This window comes from Amorphoplanes digitatis (assembly GCF_014205335.1).
Lineage (GTDB): Bacteria > Actinomycetota > Actinomycetes > Mycobacteriales > Micromonosporaceae > Actinoplanes > Actinoplanes digitatus.
In genome coordinates, this window is record NZ_JACHNH010000001.1 from 3,356,378 (window position 1) to 3,374,561 (window position 18,184).

The window sequence follows — 18,184 nt, forward strand, 5'->3', positions numbered from 1 at the left end:
GTGGCGAACGTATCGCGGCGCGGGCCGGGTGCGCGGCGAAACACCCGGTTCTCAGCCCGCCGGCGCGTGAAGGGTGATCGTCGTCCAGGCGCCGACGTGTACGCGGTCGCCGTCGCCGACGCCGCGGGTCTGGCCCGCGGTCAGCGGCTTCGGCTCGTCGTTGAGCCACGTGCCGTTGGTCGAGCCCAGGTCGGAGACCAGCCACACGCCGTCCACGCTCAGCGTCAGCAGCGCGTGGCTGTGCGAGACCCCCGGGTCGGCGTCGGCGAGGTCGATCTCCGGGTCGGTGCCCTTGGAGGCGCTCCGGCGCCCGATCCGTACCTGCGGGGGCGGCAGCGTCACCGTGCGTTCCGTCGTCAGCTCTGGGAAGTCGACGCCCTCGATCGCGTTCGCCTCGAAGTACTCCCGGTCGGCGAACACCGTCGCAGTCCAGCTGCCGGCCGCCGGGGGCGCGACCGGCGGCTGTGCCAGGGTCGGCACCCGGCCGGTGCTGTGGTCGAAGCCGCAGTCCTCGCAGAACCGGCCCGCGCCGGCCCGGGGCGTGCCGCAGTTCGGGCACGGGTCGCCGCCCGGGGACGCCGGGGGAGCGGCCGCGGCGGCGCCCGGGCTGAACGCCGCCGTGCCGCCGATCTTCGCGCCGCAGGTGTCGCAGAAGTCGCCCGTCGTGGACGGGTGGCCCTTCGGACAGGTGAAGGTCGTCACTGCGCCCGTCCCACCCGGACGGTCTTTGTCGAGCGGGTGTCCAGGGCCATCTCGTCGGCGGCGTCGACCTTGCGGCGCAGCCGGACCGTCCCGGTCGCCGCGTCCTCGATGTCGACGACCGTGGCCAGCAGCTCCTCGGTCGCCTTGTTGCCGCTCTCGTGCGCGAGCTGGGCGGCCCGGCCGAACTTCAGCGTCGCGGTGCGGTCGTCGCCGGCCTTGCGGGCCTCGATGCCCTGCTGGATCGCCTCGGCCAGCTCGGCCTGCCCGGTGTAGTGCGCGACCTGCCGGTTGATCCGGGTGGACAGCGCCGAGTCCTCGGTCCAGACCGCGCGCACCAGGGTCTGCGCGTGCACCACGTCGCCCTCCACGACGGACACCCGGGCCGCGAGCATCTCGTCGCCCGCCGCACCCGCGGTCACGTCGACGCACACGTGGTAGTCGCGGCTCTCCGAGCCCCAGGAGCCGAGCGGGTAGCGCCCGGCGCGGGGCCCGTCCGCGACCCGTTTGCCGGTCAGGTCGGCCACCTGCGGCTCGACCTGCTTGACGAAGCGGACCGTCGAGTTCACCGGGGTCCAGACCTTGAGCTGCACGTCGGCGGCCGTCTTGCCCATGGCGGCGGTCATCATCTGCTCGAACGCGACGGTCAGATCCTGAGGCCGAGCGACGATGTCGACCGTGCCCAACATCGCAGCCGCGACCTTGCGCAGCTCCGACACCGTCCAGTTGGTCCCGACGCCGCGGCAGTCGCAGGTGAAGCTGCCGCCGATCTCCGCCAGCACGCTCTCCAGGTAGCCCTGGTACTCGCCGTTCTCGCCGTCGGTGAGCAGGATGGCGTGCGCGATGTCGCCGGGCCGCTGCGCGAAGAGCTGGCCGGCGAGCCGGAGCCAGGCGCCGATCGCGGTGCCGCCGTTGGCCTGTAGCCGGTCGATCGCGCCGACCGCCCTGGCGCGGCTCTCCGGCGTGGCGACGGCGAGCTCGCCGGGCGCCGGGAAGAGCTGCTGCGCGGTGCTCACGCCGGCGATGATGGCGAAGCGGACGCCGTCGTCGATGCAGTTCACCGCGGCCTTGGCGGCCTGCCGGGCGGCGGCCATCCGGCCCTCGGCCATCATCGAGCCCGAGCAGTCCACGATGATGATCTCGGTGGCGCCGGCCGTGCGCCGCCCGCCCTCCGCGCCCGACGAGGCGACGGTGACGATGGCGTTGACTTCGGTAGCGCCCAGGGCGAGGAACTCGTTCTGGAACGCCTCGGCGGTGTACGGCACGGGCTCTCCCTCAGCTGTCTCGGGTGTTGACGGGGACAAGGGCGACGGTGATGTTGTCGGCGCCGCCCGCGGCGTTGGCGATGCCGACCAGGGACCGCGCCGCCGCCAGCAGGCCGTCCGTGTCGCGCAGGGCGGACCGGACGGTGTGCGCGAAGACGGCCGGCTCGGTCAGGTAGTTCCACAGGCCGTCGCTGCACAGCACGAGGTGCCCGGGCACCTCGGCGTAGAAGGTGCCGGTGCGTGGCGCGACCGTGCCCGCGTCCGCGCCCAGCCAGGCGGTGATGGCGTGCGCCTTCGGGTCGTTCATGGCCGCCTGCGGGTCGGCGCCGAGGGCGATCGCGTGTGTCGCCCACGAGTCGTCCTCGGTGAGCTGCACGGCGGGGCCCGCGGCGGGCACCCAGTACGCCCGGCTGTCGCCGACCCACCCGTACCCGACCTCGGTGCCCCGCACGCAGGCCGCGACGATCGTGCAGGCCGGGTTGGAGGTGGCCCGGCGCGGGTCGCCGGCCGTGGCCAGCACGGCGACGGCGCTGCCGGCGCCGACGATGGCCGCGCCGATGCTCTCCGCGAGCTCGGTCGCGGCCAGGGTCAGCGCCTTGCCGGCGGCCTCGGCCGCGGTCTCCGAGGCGACGTCCGGGTCGAACGACGAGGACACCCCGTCGCAGACCACCACGTCGACGTCCGCGCCCCTGGTGGCCAGCCACATCGCGTCCTCGTTGCGGTGGTGCCGCAGGCCGCGGTCGGTCACCGCGGCCGCGACGCCGCCGCCGTCGGCCTCGACGTGGTCGCGGGGCCGGGCGGCGAGCAGGCCGCAGTTGCCGCAGTAGCCGTCGTCGCCGACGACACCGGCCGCGCCGCAGGACGGGCAGTCCTTGCCGATGGCCAGGCCCGCGCCGGTGGCCAGCGCCTTGCCGCAGTTCTCGCAGAACGCGGCGCCCGCGGCCCGCTCGTCGGCGCAGGACGGGCAGTCCTCCTGTGCGATCACGTGCGCGTCCTCGGCCGGGCGGCGTTGGCCCGGTCCACCAGGCGGATCTTCTCGGATCCGTGCGCGGCCCGGGCCATCTCCCGGTACGCGCCCTCGAGCGCGAAGCGCACGTCCCGCTCGCCGGCGGCGCCGTCGCCGCTGGTGCCCAGCACCGCCGCCGGCACCGAGGTTCCGGCGGTCAGCGTGCTCAGGGCCCGCTCGAGCAGCTCGGCCCGCAGGGCCGCGAGCTGCGCGGACTCCATCTCCAGCCGGTCGATCAGCGCGGCGGCCGCGGCCAGGGCGGCGACGTCGGCCGCGGCCGACGGGTGCGCGTGCACCAGCGCACGGACCGCACCGACCTGCGAGCTGCGGTACGCGGCCGAGGTGCCCGGCACCCGGTTGTACGCCTCGACGGCACCGTCCCGGTCACCGGCGGCGAGCCGGCACCGGGCCAGCCCCGCCGCCGCGGTCGTGTACGCCGGATCGGTGCGGCTCACCACGTCGTAGTAACCGGCCGCCTCCGCGGGGTGCTGCGCCAGCTCCAGGGCCAGCCCCAGCGCCAGCTTCGGGGCGAGCTCGCCGGGCAGCGCCGAGTAGACCGCGTCGAACCGCTCCCGCGCCCGGCCCAGATCGCCCGAGGCCAGCGCCAGGACGCCGTCGTACCAGGCGAGGCGCCAGTCGCCGGCGGCCGCCGCCGTGATCGTGTCGCGCAGCCGGGCGGCGTCGGCGAACGCGGCCGGGCCGGTGCCGGCGGCGCCCAGGTCGATGAGCGCGCGCAGGGCCCGCAGCTGCACCTCGAACGTGTTCTGCGGTGCCTTGCCGAGCAGGGTGAGCACCTCCTGCGGGTCGGTCACCGTCACCGAGGCCAGGAACGCGGCCGACGGGTCGGTCAGGTCGATCATCGGGGCGGGCAGGAACCGCCAGTTCGGCTCGTCGCTGCGCGGGTCGGTGCGCAGCTCGCTGGTGAACAGCCGCGACGTCGACGGTCGCGGCTCGCCGTCGGCGGCGAGCACCTCGCGCAGCACGCCCAGCATCTGCTCGGACATCTCCGCGGCGTCGACGAAGCGCTCGGCCGGGTCGATGCGGGTGGCCCGGTCCAGCAGCCGGTAGAACGACTCGTGCTCGCGGTAGAGGTCGAACTCGCCGCGGTCCGGCAGGCTCTGCTTGAACGTGCTCTGGTAGCCGCGGAAGTCGGTGGTGAGCACCGCGAGGGTGCGGCCGATCGTGTACAGGTCGGACTGGATGGACGGCCCGGCCTGCGCCATCTCCGGCGCCTGGTAGCCGACCGTGCCGTACAGGGCGGCGTCCTGGTCGTCGATGTGCACGACGCCGCCGAGGTCGATGAGCTTGACCTGGTCGCCGGTCTGGATGACGTTGTCCGGCTTGAAGTCGCAGAAGATCAGGCCACGGTCGTGCAGGTAGCCGAACGCCGGCATGATCTCCAGGACGTAGGCGAGCGCCTGGTCCAGCGGCAGCGGGTCCGGCTGGTTGCCGTTGGCCGCGCGGCGGTCCTTGAGCATGCCCTTGAGCGACTCGCCGCCGACGTACTCCATGACGATGTAGCCGGCGCCCTCGTGCTCGACGAAGTTGTAGATCTTCACGATGTTCGGGTGCTCGACCTCGGCGAGGAACCGCTGCTCGGCCACCGCGGCCGCGAGGGCGTCCTCGTCGCCGGAGTTGAGCAGGCCCTTGAGCACCACCCAGCGGTCCGAGACGCGCTTGTCGTTGGCCAGGTAGATCCAGCCGAGCCCGCCGTGCGCGAGCGCGCCGATCACCTCGTACTGGCTGCCGACCAGGTCGCCCTTGGCCAGCTTCGGGGTGAAGTTGAAGGCCTCGCCGCACGACGGGCAGAAGCCGGCGGTGCGGCCGGGCCGGTCGCCGCGGGCCCGGCCCACCGGGTTGGCGCACTTCGCGCAGTAGCGCTTCTCCTCCGGCACCTCCGCGACCGCCATGATCGCGGTGGCCGGGTCGCGCTCCGGCAGCGGCGCCACGTCGACCAGGCCGCCGCCGAAGCGTCGCCGCCGGCTGCCGGTGCGCCCGCTGCCGCCGCGCACCGATCCACCCGTACGCGTGGACAGCGCGGCGGTCCGCACCGAGGGCGCGGTCGCGGTGCGCTGCTTGGGCGCCGGTGCGGCTGCCGACTTCGGCGGGGCCATGCCGCAGGTGTCGCAGTAACCGTCCTGGATGGCGCCCGGACAGTCGCGCTGGCATTTCACAGGAGTCCGTCCCTCGCGGTCGTGGCGGTGAGGCGGGCCACCGCGTCCTGGTACGCGTTCACGGCCGCCCGCGCGGCGTCGAGATCGCAGGGCGCGGTGTAGAGCGCGGCGCGCGCCCGCTCGGCGAGCGGCGCGAGCACGGTGTCCTCGGCGAGGCCGCGGCGGCCGGCCTTGGCCTGGTAGGCGTCAAGCCGCCCGCGCAGCTCGTTGCGGGAGCCGAGCATCGCGGCGTTGCGGGCGGCGGCGCCGCGCAGGGCGTCGAGCCGCTCGCGGGCCCGCCGGGTCCAGTCGGCGAGCCGGGGGCTGATCAGCGCCCAGTGCCCGGCGGCGGCGAGCGCGTCGAGCGCGGCCAGGTCGGGACGCAGGTCGGGGCCGGCCGCGGTCGCGACGGCGGTGTCGGCGAAGCGGCCGGCGACGCTCTGCTCGGCCGCGGCGGCCGCGCGGGCCGCCTCGGCGAGCTGGTCGGCAAGGGCGTGCGCGTCGGTGAGGCGCTGGGTCAGTGCCTCGCGCAGCTCACCGGCCGACGTGCGCTCGGCGTCGGCGCGGTCCAGCAGCGCGCGTACGGCGGCCAGCGCCGTCTCGTCGCAGCCCAGCGGGTCCGTGGCCAGCGCCGAGGTGAAGTCGCCGAGCCGGCGGTCGGCCTCGTCAAGGGTGGCCGAGCGGGTCAGCGTGCGCAGGTGGCTCAGCGACGAGGCGACCGTCGCGGCCTCCGGCATCAGCCGGTGCCACACCTCGCCCGCCCGCGTCGCCACGTCCACCGCGGTCTTGAACGCGGCCTCCATCGCGGCGAGCAGCTCGGCGGGGGAGCAGCTGGTGCTGACCTGCCCGGCGCCGAGCAGCCCCCGCTGCGCCAGCGGCACCGTGCGGGTGGAGAGCGTGATCGAGCGGCCGAGCACCTGGTGCACGTACGCGGCCTTCTCGGTGTCGGTGAAGCGGCGCTGGTCGCGCGCGGCCCGCGCCGCGGTGATCAGCGCGGTCAGCATGCGGTAGCCGTCCCAGAGCTGGGTCAGCGCCTCGGTGGCGTCGGCCCAGGCCGCGGCGGTCCGGCCGGTCAGCGGGCCCCGGTCGAGGTCCTTGCGCGCGGTGTTGTCGTCGAGGTCGACCAGGTTCGAGGCGACCGCGGCCGCCGCCGCCTCGAGGCGCATCAGCTCCCCGTCGGCGCGGCCGAGCAGCTGCTGGGTCGGCGCGGTCACGGTGTCAGTCCCGGTACTCGGCCGCCGGCGGCCGCGGCGCGCCGCCGAAGTCGCCGAGCCACCGCTCGTAGGTGGCCTTCCAGGTGCCGTCCGCGCGGTTCTTGGCCAGCACCGCGTTGACGAACCGGGTGAAGTCCTCGTGCTCCTTCGGCATCGCCATGCCGTACGGCTCCTTGGTGAAGGGCAGACCGACCACCTTCGCGTACGGGTCCTGCGCGGCGAGGCCGACCAGGATCGTGTCGTCGGTGGAGATGGCGTCGACCTCGTTCTGCTGGAAGGCGACCAGGCAGTCGCCGAAGCCGGGCCGGTCGACGGCTATCGGCTTGCTGGCCCTCTTGCCGATGTTGTCGTAGGAGGTGGAGCCCTTGGCCGCGCAGACCTTCTTCCCGCCGAGGTCGTCGATGCTCGTCGCCTTCGAGTCCTTGGAGACCAGCACCTTCTGCCCGGCGTCGTAGTAGATGCTGGAGAAGTTGACGTCCTTCCAGCGTGCGCAGTTCGCCGTCATGGTGTCCGCGACGATGTCGACGGAGGAGTCGAGGACCGAGCTGACCCTCTTGTCGTACGCGATGACCTTGATCTGGATCTTGTCGGGGTCGCCGAAGATGGCCTGGGCGATCTGCCGGCCCATGTCCACGTCGAAGCCCTCGACCTTGCCCGTGAACGGGTTGCGGGAGCTGAACAGCAGCGTGTCCTGGCTGGTGCCGAGCACGAGCCGGCCGCGTTTCTGGATCTCCGCCATGTAGCTGCCGGCCGGCATCCGGCCCGGCGCGGGCAGCGCGCCGGCGGGGCGCAGGCTCGCGCGCGGATTGCAGGAGACGTCCGCGGGTGCGGCCGTCGCGGTCGCCGAGGGGCCGGCGGACGTGGTGGGCCGGCCGGGCAACGGCGAGGAGTCGCCGGCGCAACCGGCGGCGGCGAGCACGCTCAGTGCGGCGGCGGCGAGGGCGGCGCGGGTACGCATCAGCGGTACTCCTCGAGTCGGGCACGCAGACCGGCGATGATGAGGCCGCAGACGATCAGGGCGAGCAGCGGGCCGAGCACGGTGAGCGGGCCGAGGCCGCGCCCCGCGTCGCTGATCTCGTCGCTGAACACGTCCTTGCGGTTCTCCAGCGCCCGGCCGATGTCGTCGGTGACCCCGGTGAAGATCTGCGAGGTCTGCGGGCCGATGGCCAGCGCGACGGCGCCGTCGTAGTCGCCGCCGTTGTCGAGCTCGCGGACCTGGTCGTGCGCGCTCACGTAGGCACCGTGCTTGGTGATCGCCGAGCGAACGGCCAGCGACGGATAGCTGTCCACCGTGGACCTGCTGGCGTCGGACAGCAGCTCGTTGAGCCGCCCGGTGGTGGTGTCGAAGTCGACCTCGAGGGTGCCTTCGCCGGAGCGTGCGGCCAGCGTCAGCGCCTCGTCGCCGCGTTCGCGCAGGGCGGCGATGCGGGCCTCGGCGAGCAGGGCGACCGGCCGCGAGCCCTCGGTGTCGGCCTCGGACAGATGGGCGCGCTGCGCGATCAGCACCCCGCCGACGGCGAGCGCGAGGACCACCGTGCCGGCCGTCGCGGCGACCAGCGGCAGGTTGAACGTCCGGTGCGTGGCGCGGCTCAGGTAGAGCTGCGCCCGCAGCAGCGCGCCGAGCAGGGCGATCAGCAGGATCACCAGCAGCGCCGCCCACCAGGAGCTGCGGGCGGCACCGTAGCCGTCGTCGACCTCGCTCCGCGCGGCCTGCAACAGCGCCTGCGCCTGCGGCTGGAGGGAATCCCGGCTCAGCGCGGACGCGGAGGAGAGGTACGACGCGCCGATCGGCAGGCCCTGCCGGTTGTTGGCGCGGGCGCTGGACACCAGGCCCGCGTACCGGGTGACGTCGGCGGACAGCCGGCGGATCGCGTCGGCGGAGCGGCCCTGCTCGGGCGTGCGCCGGGCGGCCGAGGTCAGCGCGGCGTTGGCCCGGTCGAGGTCGTCCTCGTAGCGGCGGGTCAGCGCGGTCGGCTCGAGGCCGCCGGCCAGGAAGGCCTGCGCGGCGGTGGTGTCGGCGTCGGCGAGCGCGGAGTAGATGGTCTCGGCCTCGACGAGCAGCGGCTGCGCCCGGTTGCCGAGGTCGTCGGTGCCGTCCGCCGCCGCGGCCGCGGTCAGGCCGGTGACGAGGCCGGTCAGCAGCGCGAGCGAGACCAGGGCGGCGAGGATCAGCTGGAGGCGTCCGGGTGACGTGTGGCGCAGCCGTCCGACGCGGTCGAGGACACCGGTGCGGGCGTCCGCCGCGACCGGAGCCGCGCGTTCCAGCTGCGCTGTGCTCAAGCTTCCTCCGTCGATGCAGTGCGTGGTCGGGCACTCACCCCAGCCACTGTGCCGCACGGGTGCAAACGATCTTCACGACGAGGTGGGGCGGCCGATTCTACGCAGGAAACGGCGCCCGGAGAGTCCCCCTCCGGGTGCGCTTGCGTGACGCATCGGGTGTGCCGCCCGAGCCGGCTACGGCTCGACGAAGGCGGTGACGCCCTCGTACTCGGCCTGGGGGGCGGCGCCGGCCGTGTCGAACTCGAGGAGGATCAGGCCTGTCGTCGTCACCTCGTGGTGAACGAGTCGCAATCCGACGGGGGCGCTCGGGTGGTCGAGCAGGCGACGCCCGGAACCGATCACGGTCGGCGCGACCACGAGCCGAAGGGTGTCGACGAGGCCGGCCGACAACAGGGCCGCGCCGAGGCGGGCGCTCCCGTGGATCTGAAGTTCCCGGCCTGCCCGGGATTTGAGCCTTCCCACGCTCTCGACCGGATCGCCGGGCAGCACCGTGGTGGGATGCCAGCCGCCCTGCGCGAGTGTGTTGGTGACGACGTACTTGGGCAGCGTGTTCATGCGTTCGGTGAACGGGTCGTGCGGGTCGGTGATCTGCGGCCAGTCGCGGGCGAAGGCTTCGTAGGTGCGCCGGCCCAGCAGCAGGCCGTCGGCGAGATCCAGCCACTCGGAGGTCCGCTGGACGAAGAGTTTGTCCAGGTAGGGCACGAGCCAGCCGCCTCGGGTGAAGCCGCCGCTGGTGTCCTCCGTCGGGGAGCCGGGGCCCTGGCTGACCCCGTCGAGGGTGACGAACTCGGTGAGGACGACCTTCACGGTCCGGCCTCCTCTTCGACGGAGTGGGCAAGCTGGCTGGTGACCGTGCCCCAGCCGTCGGCGAAGCCGAGCTCCTCGTGCCGGGCGCGGGCGGCGGGATCGCCGTGCCGCACGAGAACCCGGTAGTCGGTGCCGTCCGGGCGGTCGGTCAGCACGATCTCGGCGGTCATCGCCACCGGCGCCGGGGTGGCCGGCCGCCACGAGCTGTCGATCGCGTTGGTGAACACGATTCGCTCGAGCTCGTCCACCACGAGGAACGCCGCGTCCATGTGCGGGACGAACGCCACGCCGTCCTCGCTGTACCGGGTGACCAGCGCACCGCCGGGCCTCGCCTCCAGGCGGTCGACCCGGCACACGGCCGGCGCCGGAAGCCACCATTTCGCGAATCGGTCCGGGTCGGTCCACGCCTTCCAGACGGCGGCGCGCGGGGCCCTGATGACCCGCTGCAGGGTCAGGTCGAGGTCGGGGTTCACGTGGGTCTCTCCTCCGGGTCGGTGACGAGGCGCTCCAGGCGGTCGGTGCGCTCTTCCCAGACACGATGCTGCTCGGCCAGCCAGTCCCCGATGACGTCGAGGCCCTCGCGGTTGAGCACACAGGTGCGCACCCTGCCGGATTTGGCCGTGCGGATCAGTCCGGCGGCCTCCAGCGTGCGCACGTGCTTCATGAACGAGGGCAGTGTCATCGGGAAGTCACCGGCGAGGTCTCCCACACTGGCCGGGCCGCGGCCGAGGCGCAGGATCACCCCACGCCGTGTCGGGTCGGCCAGGGCGACGAAGACGTCGTCGAGCCGGGCCGAATACTGTGCCATGAGGCTAAGTATTGTCGCGCCCAACACTTAGTGCAAGGGCTAACTGTTCGGCGGGAGAAGACCAGATCGCCCGCCGGGCTGCGCAGGGCAGTCGCGGCGGGCGATCGTCGGTCCTCGGCGGCGGTGTGGCTACGTGAGGGCGCGCTTGAGGAGCTTGCCCGTCGCGGTCATCGGCAGGGACTCGGCGAACTGGATCGTGCGCGGGTACTTGTAGCCGGCCATCTGCTCCTTGCTCCAGGCGACCAGCTCCTCCTCGGTGATCGCGGCGCCCTCCTTGAGGATCACGTACGCCTTGACCTCCTCGCCGTGGCTCGGGTGCGGCACGCCGATGACCGCGGCCAGCGACACCGCCTCGTGGGTCATCAGGACCTCCTCGACCTCGCGCGGGTAGACGTTGAAGCCGCCGCGGATGATCATGTCCTTGGCCCGGTCGACGATGTAGTAGAAGCCGTCCTTGTCGCGCCTGCCCAGGTCGCCGGTGCGGAACCAGCCGTTGTTGAGCACCTCGGCGGTGGCCTCGGGGCGGTTGTAGTAGCCGTTCATGATGCAGTGGCCGCGGATCGCGATCTCGCCGATCTCGTCGCTGCCCTCGATGGTGTTCCAGGACTCGTCGATCAGCTTCAGCTCGACGCCCCAGATCGGAATGCCGATGGAGCCGGGGCGCGGGTCGCTGTCGGGGTCGCTGAACGTCGCGACGGGCGAGGTCTCGGACAGGCCGTAGCCCTCCAGGATGGTCACCCCGAGGCGCTGCTGGACCTCCTTGATGATCTCCAACGGGAGGCTCGAGCCACCGCTGACCGCGACCCGCATGTTACGGGCGATCTTCTCCACGTCCACGTCCCCGGTCAGGGCGTTGAGCAGGCCCCAGTACATCGTCGGCACGCCCGCGAAGAACGTGACGTCCTCGGTCTGTAGCAGCTTGACCGCGGCCGCGGCGTCGAAGCGGGGCAGCAGCACCAGCGTCGCCGCGCTGGAGAAGCCCGCGTTCATGTTCACCGTGGAGCCGAAGGAGTGGAACAGCGGCAGCACCAGCAGGTGCGTGTCGGTGGCCGGCTTCGCCTGGAACAGCCGGTTGCTGGTCAGGGCGTTGAGGATCAGGTTCGAGTGGCTGAGCTCGGCGCCCTTGCTCTGGCCGGTCGTGCCGCTGGTGTAGAGGATGACCGCCGCGTCCGTCTCGGCCGCCGGCACGGTCTCGAAGACCGGGGACTGCCCGGTCAGCGCCCGGCCCAGCGTCTCGGCGCCCTCGATCGGCGACGGGGCGGCCGGGTCGGCGGTGACCAGGAAGAAGTGTTCGCAGCCGTCGACCTGGCCGAAACCGGCGTTGCCCTCGGTGCCCATCGGCAGGTCCGCGGTGCCCTGGAAGCAGAAGTACGCCTTCGCCTCGGAGTCGGTCAGGTGGTAGGCGATCTCGCGGCCCTTGAGCAGCACGTTCAGCGGCACGACCACCGCGCCGGCCTTGAGGATCCCGTAGTAGATCACGGGGAAGTACGGCAGGTTCGGGCACGACAGCGCGACCTTGTCGCCGCGGCCGATGCCGCGCGAGCGCAGCAGGTTGGCGACCTGGTTGGCGCCCGCGTCCACCTGGGCGTAGGTGAGGCGCTGGTCGCCGAGGACGACCGCCGCCCGGTTCGGGTAGCGCCGGGCGCTGTCCTCCAGAAAGACGGAAAGATTGATCATGTTGGTCTCCTCGAGGCTCCGCTGTGCGACGGCCTCAATCCCAACATGCCGGGGATGGTTGAAGAACCCTCCAGCCGCTTTTGTTCACCCCGCGCGGGACGCGAGCTCGCCGGCGCCGGGGCCGGACAGCCGGGACGGGACGGCCGGGCGGCCACCGGTGGTTTTCGCGGCGATCGGTACATATCCATGCCGATGTTGACCGGCGATGAGCCGCCGTGCAGTGTGGACGCGGTGACTCAACGTGATGCTTGGGAGAGCTCATGAAGGTAGCCGTCGACACCCACCTGTGCATCGGGTCGGGCACGTGCGCGCTGACCGCCCCGGCCGTCTTCGACACCGATCCCGAGGAGGCGGTCGTCGTCGTCCTCGAACCGGAGCCGCCGCCCGAGCAGTACGAGGCGGTCCGCTCGGCGGTGCTGCACTGCCCGGCAGCGGTGATCTCCCTCCTGGAATGAGGGCACGGGCCTCATCGATCTTCGGTAGGTTCGAGCTGACCACTCCACGTCGGGCCGCGACCCGGTCCGCCGACGGAAGGAAGCTCGACCGTGCGACGACTGCTGGTGGCCACGCTCGCCACCGCACTGACCTTGGCCGGGAGCGCGATCCCGGCGCAGGCCGCACCCGCGCCCGGCGGCGCCGGGCTCGGGGACGAGTACTTCCCCGATTACGGCAACGGCGGCTACGACGTCTCGCACTACGACGTCCGGCTGCGCTACTACCCCGACGACGACCGGCTCACCGGCACCACCACCATCCTGGCCACCGCGACGCAGGACCTCAGCTCGTTCCACCTCGACTTCGTGCTCGACGTGGCCTCCGTGAAGGTCAACAACCGGCCCGCCGCCTTCAGCCGGGAGGGCGACCACGAACTGGTCGTCACCCCGTCGCGGGCGGTCACGCGCGGCGGTGCGATGACCGTGGTGGTGCAGTACTCCGGCGTGCCGTCCAACAAGGTCGCGGGCGGCATCACCGCCTGGGTGCGCACCCCGGACGGCGCGCTGGCGGTCGGCCAGCCCGAGGAGGCCTGGTGGTGGTTCCCGAGCAACGACCACCCGAGCGACAAGGCCACCTTCGACGTCTCCGTCGCGGTGCCCGACGGGGTCGAGGTGGTCAGCAACGGCGTCATGCCGCGCAACCCGGCGCGTGAGATCCTCGGCTGGACCCGGTGGAGCTGGCGCTCGATCCACCCGCAGGCGACCTACCTGGCGTTCCTGGCGATCGGGCAGTACGAGATCACCCGGGACACCACGGCCGACGGCCAGCAGGTGATCAACGCGTACTCGGACCTGCTCACGCCGGCCTTCGAGGACGCGGCGAAGGCGAGCGTCGAGCGCACCGCCGAGGTGGTCGACTGGGAGAGCGGCCTCTTCGGGCCGTACCCGTTCGAGGCCCGCGGCGGCGTCGTCGCCCCGCCGGACACGCTCACCTTCGCCCTCGAGACGCAGACCCGGTCGGTCTACTCGTCGGGCTTCTTCCGCAGCGGCTCGAACACCTCGGTGGTCGTGCACGAGAACGCACACCAGTGGTTCGGCGACAGCGTCTCGGTCGACAGGTGGAAGGAGATCTGGCTCAACGAGGGCTTCGCCACCTACGCCGAGTGGCTCTGGTCCGAGGAGCAGGGCGAGGGCACGGCCCAGGAGCTCTTCGACTACCTGTACGCGAGCAAGGACGCGGATTTCTGGACCGTCGCGCCGGCCGCGCCCGGCGCCTCGGAGATCTTCGGTGACGCCGTGTACGACCGGGGCGCGATGACCCTGCACCAGCTCCGGAACACCATCGGCGACCAGGACTTCTTCGAGCTCCTGCGCACCTGGGTGTCCGAGCACCGGTACGGCGACGCCAACACCGTCGAGTTCACCACGCTCGCCGAGAAGATCTCCGGCCAGCAGCTCGACGAGCTGTTCGACGCCTGGCTGTACACGCCGGCGAAGCCGGCCGTCCCGGGCGCCGCCGCGCTCACGGCCGCCGCCGCGCCGAAGGCGCCGAGGTCGCTCGCCGGGATCCAGCAGACCCACGACCTGCTGCGCGCCCGGCACTGAACCCCGGGCCCTGCGGGGCTCACCTGCCCTGCAGGGCCCGGGTCAGCCGGTCGGCCAGGTCCGGCGGCAGCGACTCGCGCTTGCCGGTGAGCACGTTGTGCACCTGCTCGTTGAGCACCCGGCTGAAGGCCACGTAGTTCGGCGACACCGGCCGCAGCCGGGCGGTGTCGATCGCCTCGCGCAGCCGCGGCAGGTACGCGTACTTCTGCTTGATCGACTCGTCCTCGTAGACGACGGCCCGGGTGGCGGCGAAGCCGCCGTTGACGAAGAGCAGCCGCTGGCTGCGCTCGCCGGTGAGGAACTCGATGAGCGCCTGCGCCGCCCGGGGTTTGCGGGTCCGCTCCGCGATCGCCAGGTTCTGCCCGCCGAGCACGCTGACGCCCGGCAGCCGCGTCACGTCGAAGTCGAACTTCCCGCCGCCGGCCTGATCGCCGGTGCGCATCGCCCGGTACGCGACCGGCCAGTTGCGCATGAACAGCGTCTCGCCCTCCTGGAACGCGGTGCGGCTGCTCGTCTCCTCGAAGTTCACCGAGCCCGGCAGGATCGGGCCCGGCAGGTCGTCGCGCGGCGGGGTGAGCAGGCGGGCGGCCTCGTTCCACTTCGCCAGGTCCAGGGTCACCCGGCCGTCGGCGGAGACCACGAGGTCACCGCCGCGCGACCAGACCGCCTCGAGGAAGTTGACGGTGAGTCCCTCGTAGGCGTTGAGCTGTCCGGTCCAGGCGGCCTTGAAGCCGGGCCTGACCTTGGTGGCCCTGATCGTGTCCCAGTCGAACGGCGGCCGCAGCCCCTGGTCGGTGCGGTAGTAGAGCAGGCCCGCGTCGGTGTTGAACGGCAGCGCCCACAACCGCCCGTCGTACCGGCAGGTCTGCAACGGGTTACGCATGAACGCCCGGTCCGGGCGCTCGGCGAGCAGCGACTCGTCGATGGGCCGGATCAGCCGGCGCCCGGACGGCGGCGCGGCGAACCGGGCCGTCCAGGCCACGTCGAGGTTGAAGATGTCGGTGTCGCCGTCCTCGGCCCGGCTGACCATCTCGGCGTACTGTCCGTCCGCGGCCTCGGGCAGCGTCACGATCCGGGCCCGGTTGCGCGGGTGGCTGTCGTTCCAGATGTTCACCAGCTGCTGGCGCTGCCCGCCGGGGCTGTCGTCCTGGCCACTGAGGATCACCAGCTCGCCGTCCTCGAGCTCCGGGGGCCCCGACAGCGGGCCGAAGAGGAACAGCGCGGCGATCAGCGCGGCACCCGTCAGGTTGCCGGCGACGAAGGTCATCCAGGGTCGCAGCCGTAGCACGTCAGTCGCCTTCCATATCCCAGACGGCGCGGAACATCGAGGTGAGCGCCGGTTGCAGCGAGTCCGGCCCGGCGTCGAAGCAGCGGCCGCCGCTGTCGGTGGTCAGCGCCGCGAGGGCGGCGTCGGCACAGCTCACGTCGCCGACGGCGATCACGAAGATGCGTACGCCGGCGGTCTGCGCCGCCGACGGGCGCGGCTGCCCGCTGGTGTCCTTGCCGTCGGTGAGCACCACCAGGGTGCGCTGCGCGTCGCCGGGGCCGGCCCGCAGCGCGGCGGCGCCGCGGCGGACGGCCTCGTAGAGCGGGGTGTCGCCGGCGGGCCGGATCCCGGCGGCCGACCGGCGCACCCGGCCGACCGGGTCGCCGCCCGCCGCGGCGATCGGCAGCACCTCGCGGGCGCTGCGGCCGCTGAAGGTGAGCAGGCCCAGCTCGTCGCGCCGGCCCAGCCGGGACGCCGCCTGCTCGACGGCCGCCGCGGCGACCTCGAAGCGGGTTCGGTCCGGGTCGGCGGTGACGGTGTTCATCGAGCCCGACGCGTCCAGGGCCACCAGGAAGCGTCCGGGCCGGCGGGCCGCCGCGTAGAGCGCGGCGACGTCCCGGCGGGTCAGCGCGTTCGGCTCGCCCGGCACCCAGTGGGCGAACGGCCAGTCGGCGAGCGCGCCGTTCGCCGGGCCGATCGGATCGGCGGCGTCCAGGCCGATCGGCCGCAAGCCGGAGCGCAGCAGCGCCTGCCGCCCCGGCTTCTGCCGCAGCCAGCGCACGAACCAGGCCGCGTACGACCGCGCGGTGCCGCCCTGTGCGCTCCGCGGCCAGTTCAGGGTCACGGCGACCTGGCGAACGGCCGGGGTGGTGGCCGGGTAGAACGCGTGCAGCCGGTCGCCGGCGGCCGGGGCGGCGCCGCCGACGCAACCGCCGTCCGGTGCGTCGCCGCGGTTGAACCGCACCACCTGCTGCTCGGTGAGGAGCACGGCGGTGCTGCCCCGGACCCGGCGCTGGTGGCACAGCAGGGCCGCCTCGTCGCCGACGGGGTAGCCGCCGGAGTCCAGGAACCGTTCGAGGGGCTGCTCGATGTCCGTGCGGGCCAGGGCCGGGTCGAGGGTGCCGTCCTGGTAGAGGGTCGCGGTCGCCATCCGCGCGACCGCGGAGCCGGCGAAGTCGCCGCGCACGACGCCGTGGCGCCCGCCCACCGCGGCGAGCAGGGCCGGAAGGGAGAGCACGGAAGGGCGCTGCTCCTCGTCGCCGGGTATGCGGGCCCGCGCCGGGACGCCGAGCACGATCGGGGTCTGCCCGATCAGCTCCACCCGGTCGATGACGTCGCGGGAGTCCGGCGGGACCTCGTCGGCGGCGGCCGGCAGCCAGACGTCGGGGTGCGGGCCGACGTCGCGCAGGTAGTCCCGGCCGTCGCCGCCGACGCCCCAGCCCCGGCGCAGCCCCTCGGTGAGATCGTCGACGGCGGCCGGATAGACGTAGAGGTCGACCGCGCGACAGCCGTGCTGCCGCTCGGCGACCCAGCCCTCGAACCCGGCGGCGACCTCCCGGTAGGCGCCCAGCCCGCCCGGCGCGGCGGCCACCCGTACCTGCGCCGGGGCCGGGCACCCGCCGCCGGCGACGGCGCCGTCCGCCTGGATGCCGCACCCGCAGAGCAGGCCGGCGACCACCAGCAGCGGAAGCAGCACGCGGCGCGGTAGCGGGCCCCGGCCGCGCGGGACGGTGGCCGGTGCCGGCGCCGGGCGCGGCGGCGGGGGCCGGTCGGGGGCGAGATCGCGGGCGCTGTGCGCGATCCGCAGGATCCCCTGCATCCGATGCGCGGAGTAGGTCGGGCTCTGCCGTGGCGTGGCGGCGTCGCGCCGCATCCGGGCGGCGACGTACTGGTACAACTCGTACGAGTCGACGGCGCCGTCGCGGTTCATGTCGGCCCGGCCGGTCTCGAGCCCGTGCACGACGCAGCGGGTGAACAGCCCGGCGTCCGACTCGTACGCGTGCTCGATCGAGGTGGCGGCGGTGATCACCACCTCGCCGCGGTGGTGCCGGTCGTCCGGGTTGCCGGCCTTGTAGCCGGGCATCGGGGTGGACGCCGGTGGTTTCTCCGGGCCAAGGCCGGCGAGCACGCCGTCGTGCTGCACGAACGCGCCCGCGTAGCAGCAGTCGAGCAGCACGACGATGCGGCGGGCCGGGCTGTCGCGGATCTCCGCGCTGATGTGGTCGGCCTTCAGCCCGGTGACCCAGAGGGAGTCGCGCATCGTGTCGTGGTTGACGAAGTACAGGTTGCCGTCGCTGTCGCGCTCGCCGTGCCCGGAGATGTGCAGCAGCAGCATGTCGTCCGGGTCGGCGTGCGAGAAGAAGTCCCGCACCATCAGGCCGGCGGCGCGCACGGTGGCGTCCTGCAGGACGGTGACCTCGAAGTCCCCGATGCGCGGGTCGCCGAGGACCCGTTCCAGCTCCGCGGCGTCCCTCGCGGTGCCGGGCAGCGGGGCGAACGCCCTGCTCTGGTAGCTCTCCGTTGCGATGATCAGCGCGCGTCTACGGCTCAGGGTCGGTGACCTCCTCGATGAACGCCTTGATGAGCTTGTCGACCTGCGCGTCGCTCGCGTTCGTGAGGATCAGCTCGGCCTTGCCCGTCCGGAACTCGATCTGGCCGCGGCCCTGCCGGCGCCGCCAGTCCGCGAGGTAGGTCAGCACCGCGGTGATCACTTCCGGCTGTGCCACCACCGACATGATCAGCGTGCCCACCGCGATCAGCTCGGCGCCGCGGGCGCCCTCCGGCGCGCCGGGGCCGCGGTCCTGCGCGACGGAGACCACGTCGTCCAGGTCGTGCAGCTCGTGCAGGAGCTTCTTCGCCGCCGTGTCGGCGGCGGTGTCGTCCTCGGCCACGACTGTGACCCGGGCCACGATTGTCTTGCTCACGGCCGTACCCTACACAGTGGAATCAAGATCTTGCAGAGGGTGTCC

The 18,184-nt window shown here is 73.1% G+C and carries 16 protein-coding genes; 2 read left to right on the plus strand and 14 right to left on the minus strand.

Features of this window, described 5'->3' with window-relative positions; genetic code table 11:
• Positions 1-51: 51 nt before the first annotated feature.
• From BJ971_RS42105 to BJ971_RS14560, 11 genes are all read right to left on the minus strand, one after another.
• Complete coding sequence (locus tag BJ971_RS42105; protein WP_184993389.1) at positions 52-702, minus strand: FHA domain-containing protein; 651 nt, start codon at positions 700-702, stop codon at positions 52-54.
• Positions 699-1,964, minus strand: coding sequence for a vWA domain-containing protein (locus tag BJ971_RS14515; protein WP_184993391.1), 1,266 nt, complete (start codon positions 1,962-1,964; stop codon positions 699-701). Before BJ971_RS14515 ends, BJ971_RS42105 begins: the two co-directional genes overlap by 4 nt.
• A gap of 10 nt (positions 1,965-1,974) precedes the next feature.
• Complete coding sequence (locus BJ971_RS14520; RefSeq protein WP_239087304.1) at positions 1,975-2,949, minus strand: PP2C family protein-serine/threonine phosphatase; 975 nt, start codon at positions 2,947-2,949, stop codon at positions 1,975-1,977.
• The gene (locus BJ971_RS14525) at positions 2,946-5,144 is read right to left on the minus strand and encodes a serine/threonine-protein kinase (protein WP_239087303.1); all 2,199 of its coding nucleotides are present in this window, start codon (positions 5,142-5,144) and stop codon (positions 2,946-2,948) included. Before BJ971_RS14525 ends, BJ971_RS14520 begins: the two co-directional genes overlap by 4 nt.
• Entirely contained in the window at positions 5,141-6,337 is a 1,197-nt protein-coding gene (locus BJ971_RS14530; RefSeq protein WP_184993393.1) for a hypothetical protein, read from the minus strand. The genes BJ971_RS14525 and BJ971_RS14530 overlap by 4 nt, the downstream gene beginning before the upstream one ends.
• 4 nt (positions 6,338-6,341) lie before the next feature.
• Complete coding sequence (locus BJ971_RS14535; RefSeq protein WP_184993395.1) at positions 6,342-7,295, minus strand: glutamate ABC transporter substrate-binding protein; 954 nt, start codon at positions 7,293-7,295, stop codon at positions 6,342-6,344.
• A complete protein-coding gene (locus BJ971_RS14540; protein WP_239087302.1) occupies positions 7,295-8,617 on the minus strand; it encodes a GlnX family signal transduction membrane protein in 1,323 nt (440 codons plus the stop codon). The genes BJ971_RS14535 and BJ971_RS14540 overlap by 1 nt, the downstream gene beginning before the upstream one ends.
• 174 nt (positions 8,618-8,791) lie before the next feature.
• Positions 8,792-9,424: a dihydrofolate reductase family protein gene (locus BJ971_RS14545; RefSeq protein ID WP_184993397.1), complete on the minus strand. Its 633-nt coding sequence runs from the start codon at positions 9,422-9,424 to the stop codon at positions 8,792-8,794.
• Positions 9,421-9,897: an SRPBCC domain-containing protein gene (locus BJ971_RS14550; protein ID WP_184993399.1), complete on the minus strand. Its 477-nt coding sequence runs from the start codon at positions 9,895-9,897 to the stop codon at positions 9,421-9,423. Before BJ971_RS14550 ends, BJ971_RS14545 begins: the two co-directional genes overlap by 4 nt.
• Positions 9,894-10,232, minus strand: coding sequence for an ArsR/SmtB family transcription factor (locus BJ971_RS14555; RefSeq protein ID WP_184993401.1), 339 nt, complete (start codon positions 10,230-10,232; stop codon positions 9,894-9,896). The genes BJ971_RS14550 and BJ971_RS14555 overlap by 4 nt, the downstream gene beginning before the upstream one ends.
• Positions 10,233-10,361: 129 nt before the next feature.
• Entirely contained in the window at positions 10,362-11,909 is a 1,548-nt protein-coding gene (locus BJ971_RS14560; protein WP_184993403.1) for a long-chain-fatty-acid--CoA ligase, read from the minus strand.
• Positions 11,910-12,169: 260 nt separating this feature from the next.
• Here BJ971_RS14560 and BJ971_RS14565 point away from each other — a divergent pair, with 260 nt between their 5' ends.
• Together BJ971_RS14565 and BJ971_RS14570 are read left to right on the plus strand one after the other, a co-directional pair.
• Positions 12,170-12,364: a ferredoxin gene (locus BJ971_RS14565; RefSeq protein ID WP_184993405.1), complete on the plus strand. Its 195-nt coding sequence runs from the start codon at positions 12,170-12,172 to the stop codon at positions 12,362-12,364.
• A gap of 90 nt (positions 12,365-12,454) precedes the next feature.
• Positions 12,455-13,948, plus strand: a complete 1,494-nt coding sequence (locus BJ971_RS14570) for a M1 family metallopeptidase (protein WP_184993407.1) — start codon at positions 12,455-12,457, stop codon at positions 13,946-13,948.
• Between the two features lie 19 nt (positions 13,949-13,967).
• On the opposite strand, the gene BJ971_RS14575 is transcribed toward BJ971_RS14570, so the two are convergent.
• The 3 genes from BJ971_RS14575 to BJ971_RS14585 are packed head-to-tail and all read right to left on the minus strand — an operon-like array spanning position 13,968 to position 18,139.
• Complete coding sequence (locus BJ971_RS14575; protein WP_184993409.1) at positions 13,968-15,236, minus strand: extracellular solute-binding protein; 1,269 nt, start codon at positions 15,234-15,236, stop codon at positions 13,968-13,970.
• 1 nt (position 15,237) lies between these two features.
• A complete protein-coding gene (locus BJ971_RS14580; RefSeq protein WP_311772863.1) occupies positions 15,238-17,766 on the minus strand; it encodes a caspase family protein in 2,529 nt (842 codons plus the stop codon).
• Entirely contained in the window at positions 17,756-18,139 is a 384-nt protein-coding gene (locus tag BJ971_RS14585; protein ID WP_184993413.1) for a hypothetical protein, read from the minus strand. Before BJ971_RS14585 ends, BJ971_RS14580 begins: the two co-directional genes overlap by 11 nt.
• Positions 18,140-18,184: the final 45 nt, after the last annotated feature.

Coding starts and splice junctions, on each gene's coding strand:
- BJ971_RS14535 (WP_184993395.1), bottom strand. CDS start 7,295: ATGCGTACCCGCGCCGCCCTCGCCGCCGCCGCACTGAGCGTGCTCGCC.
- BJ971_RS14565 (WP_184993405.1), top strand. CDS start 12,170: ATGAAGGTAGCCGTCGACACCCACCTGTGCATCGGGTCGGGCACGTGC.
- BJ971_RS14560 (WP_184993403.1), bottom strand. CDS start 11,909: ATGATCAATCTTTCCGTCTTTCTGGAGGACAGCGCCCGGCGCTACCCG.
- BJ971_RS14555 (WP_184993401.1), bottom strand. CDS start 10,232: ATGGCACAGTATTCGGCCCGGCTCGACGACGTCTTCGTCGCCCTGGCC.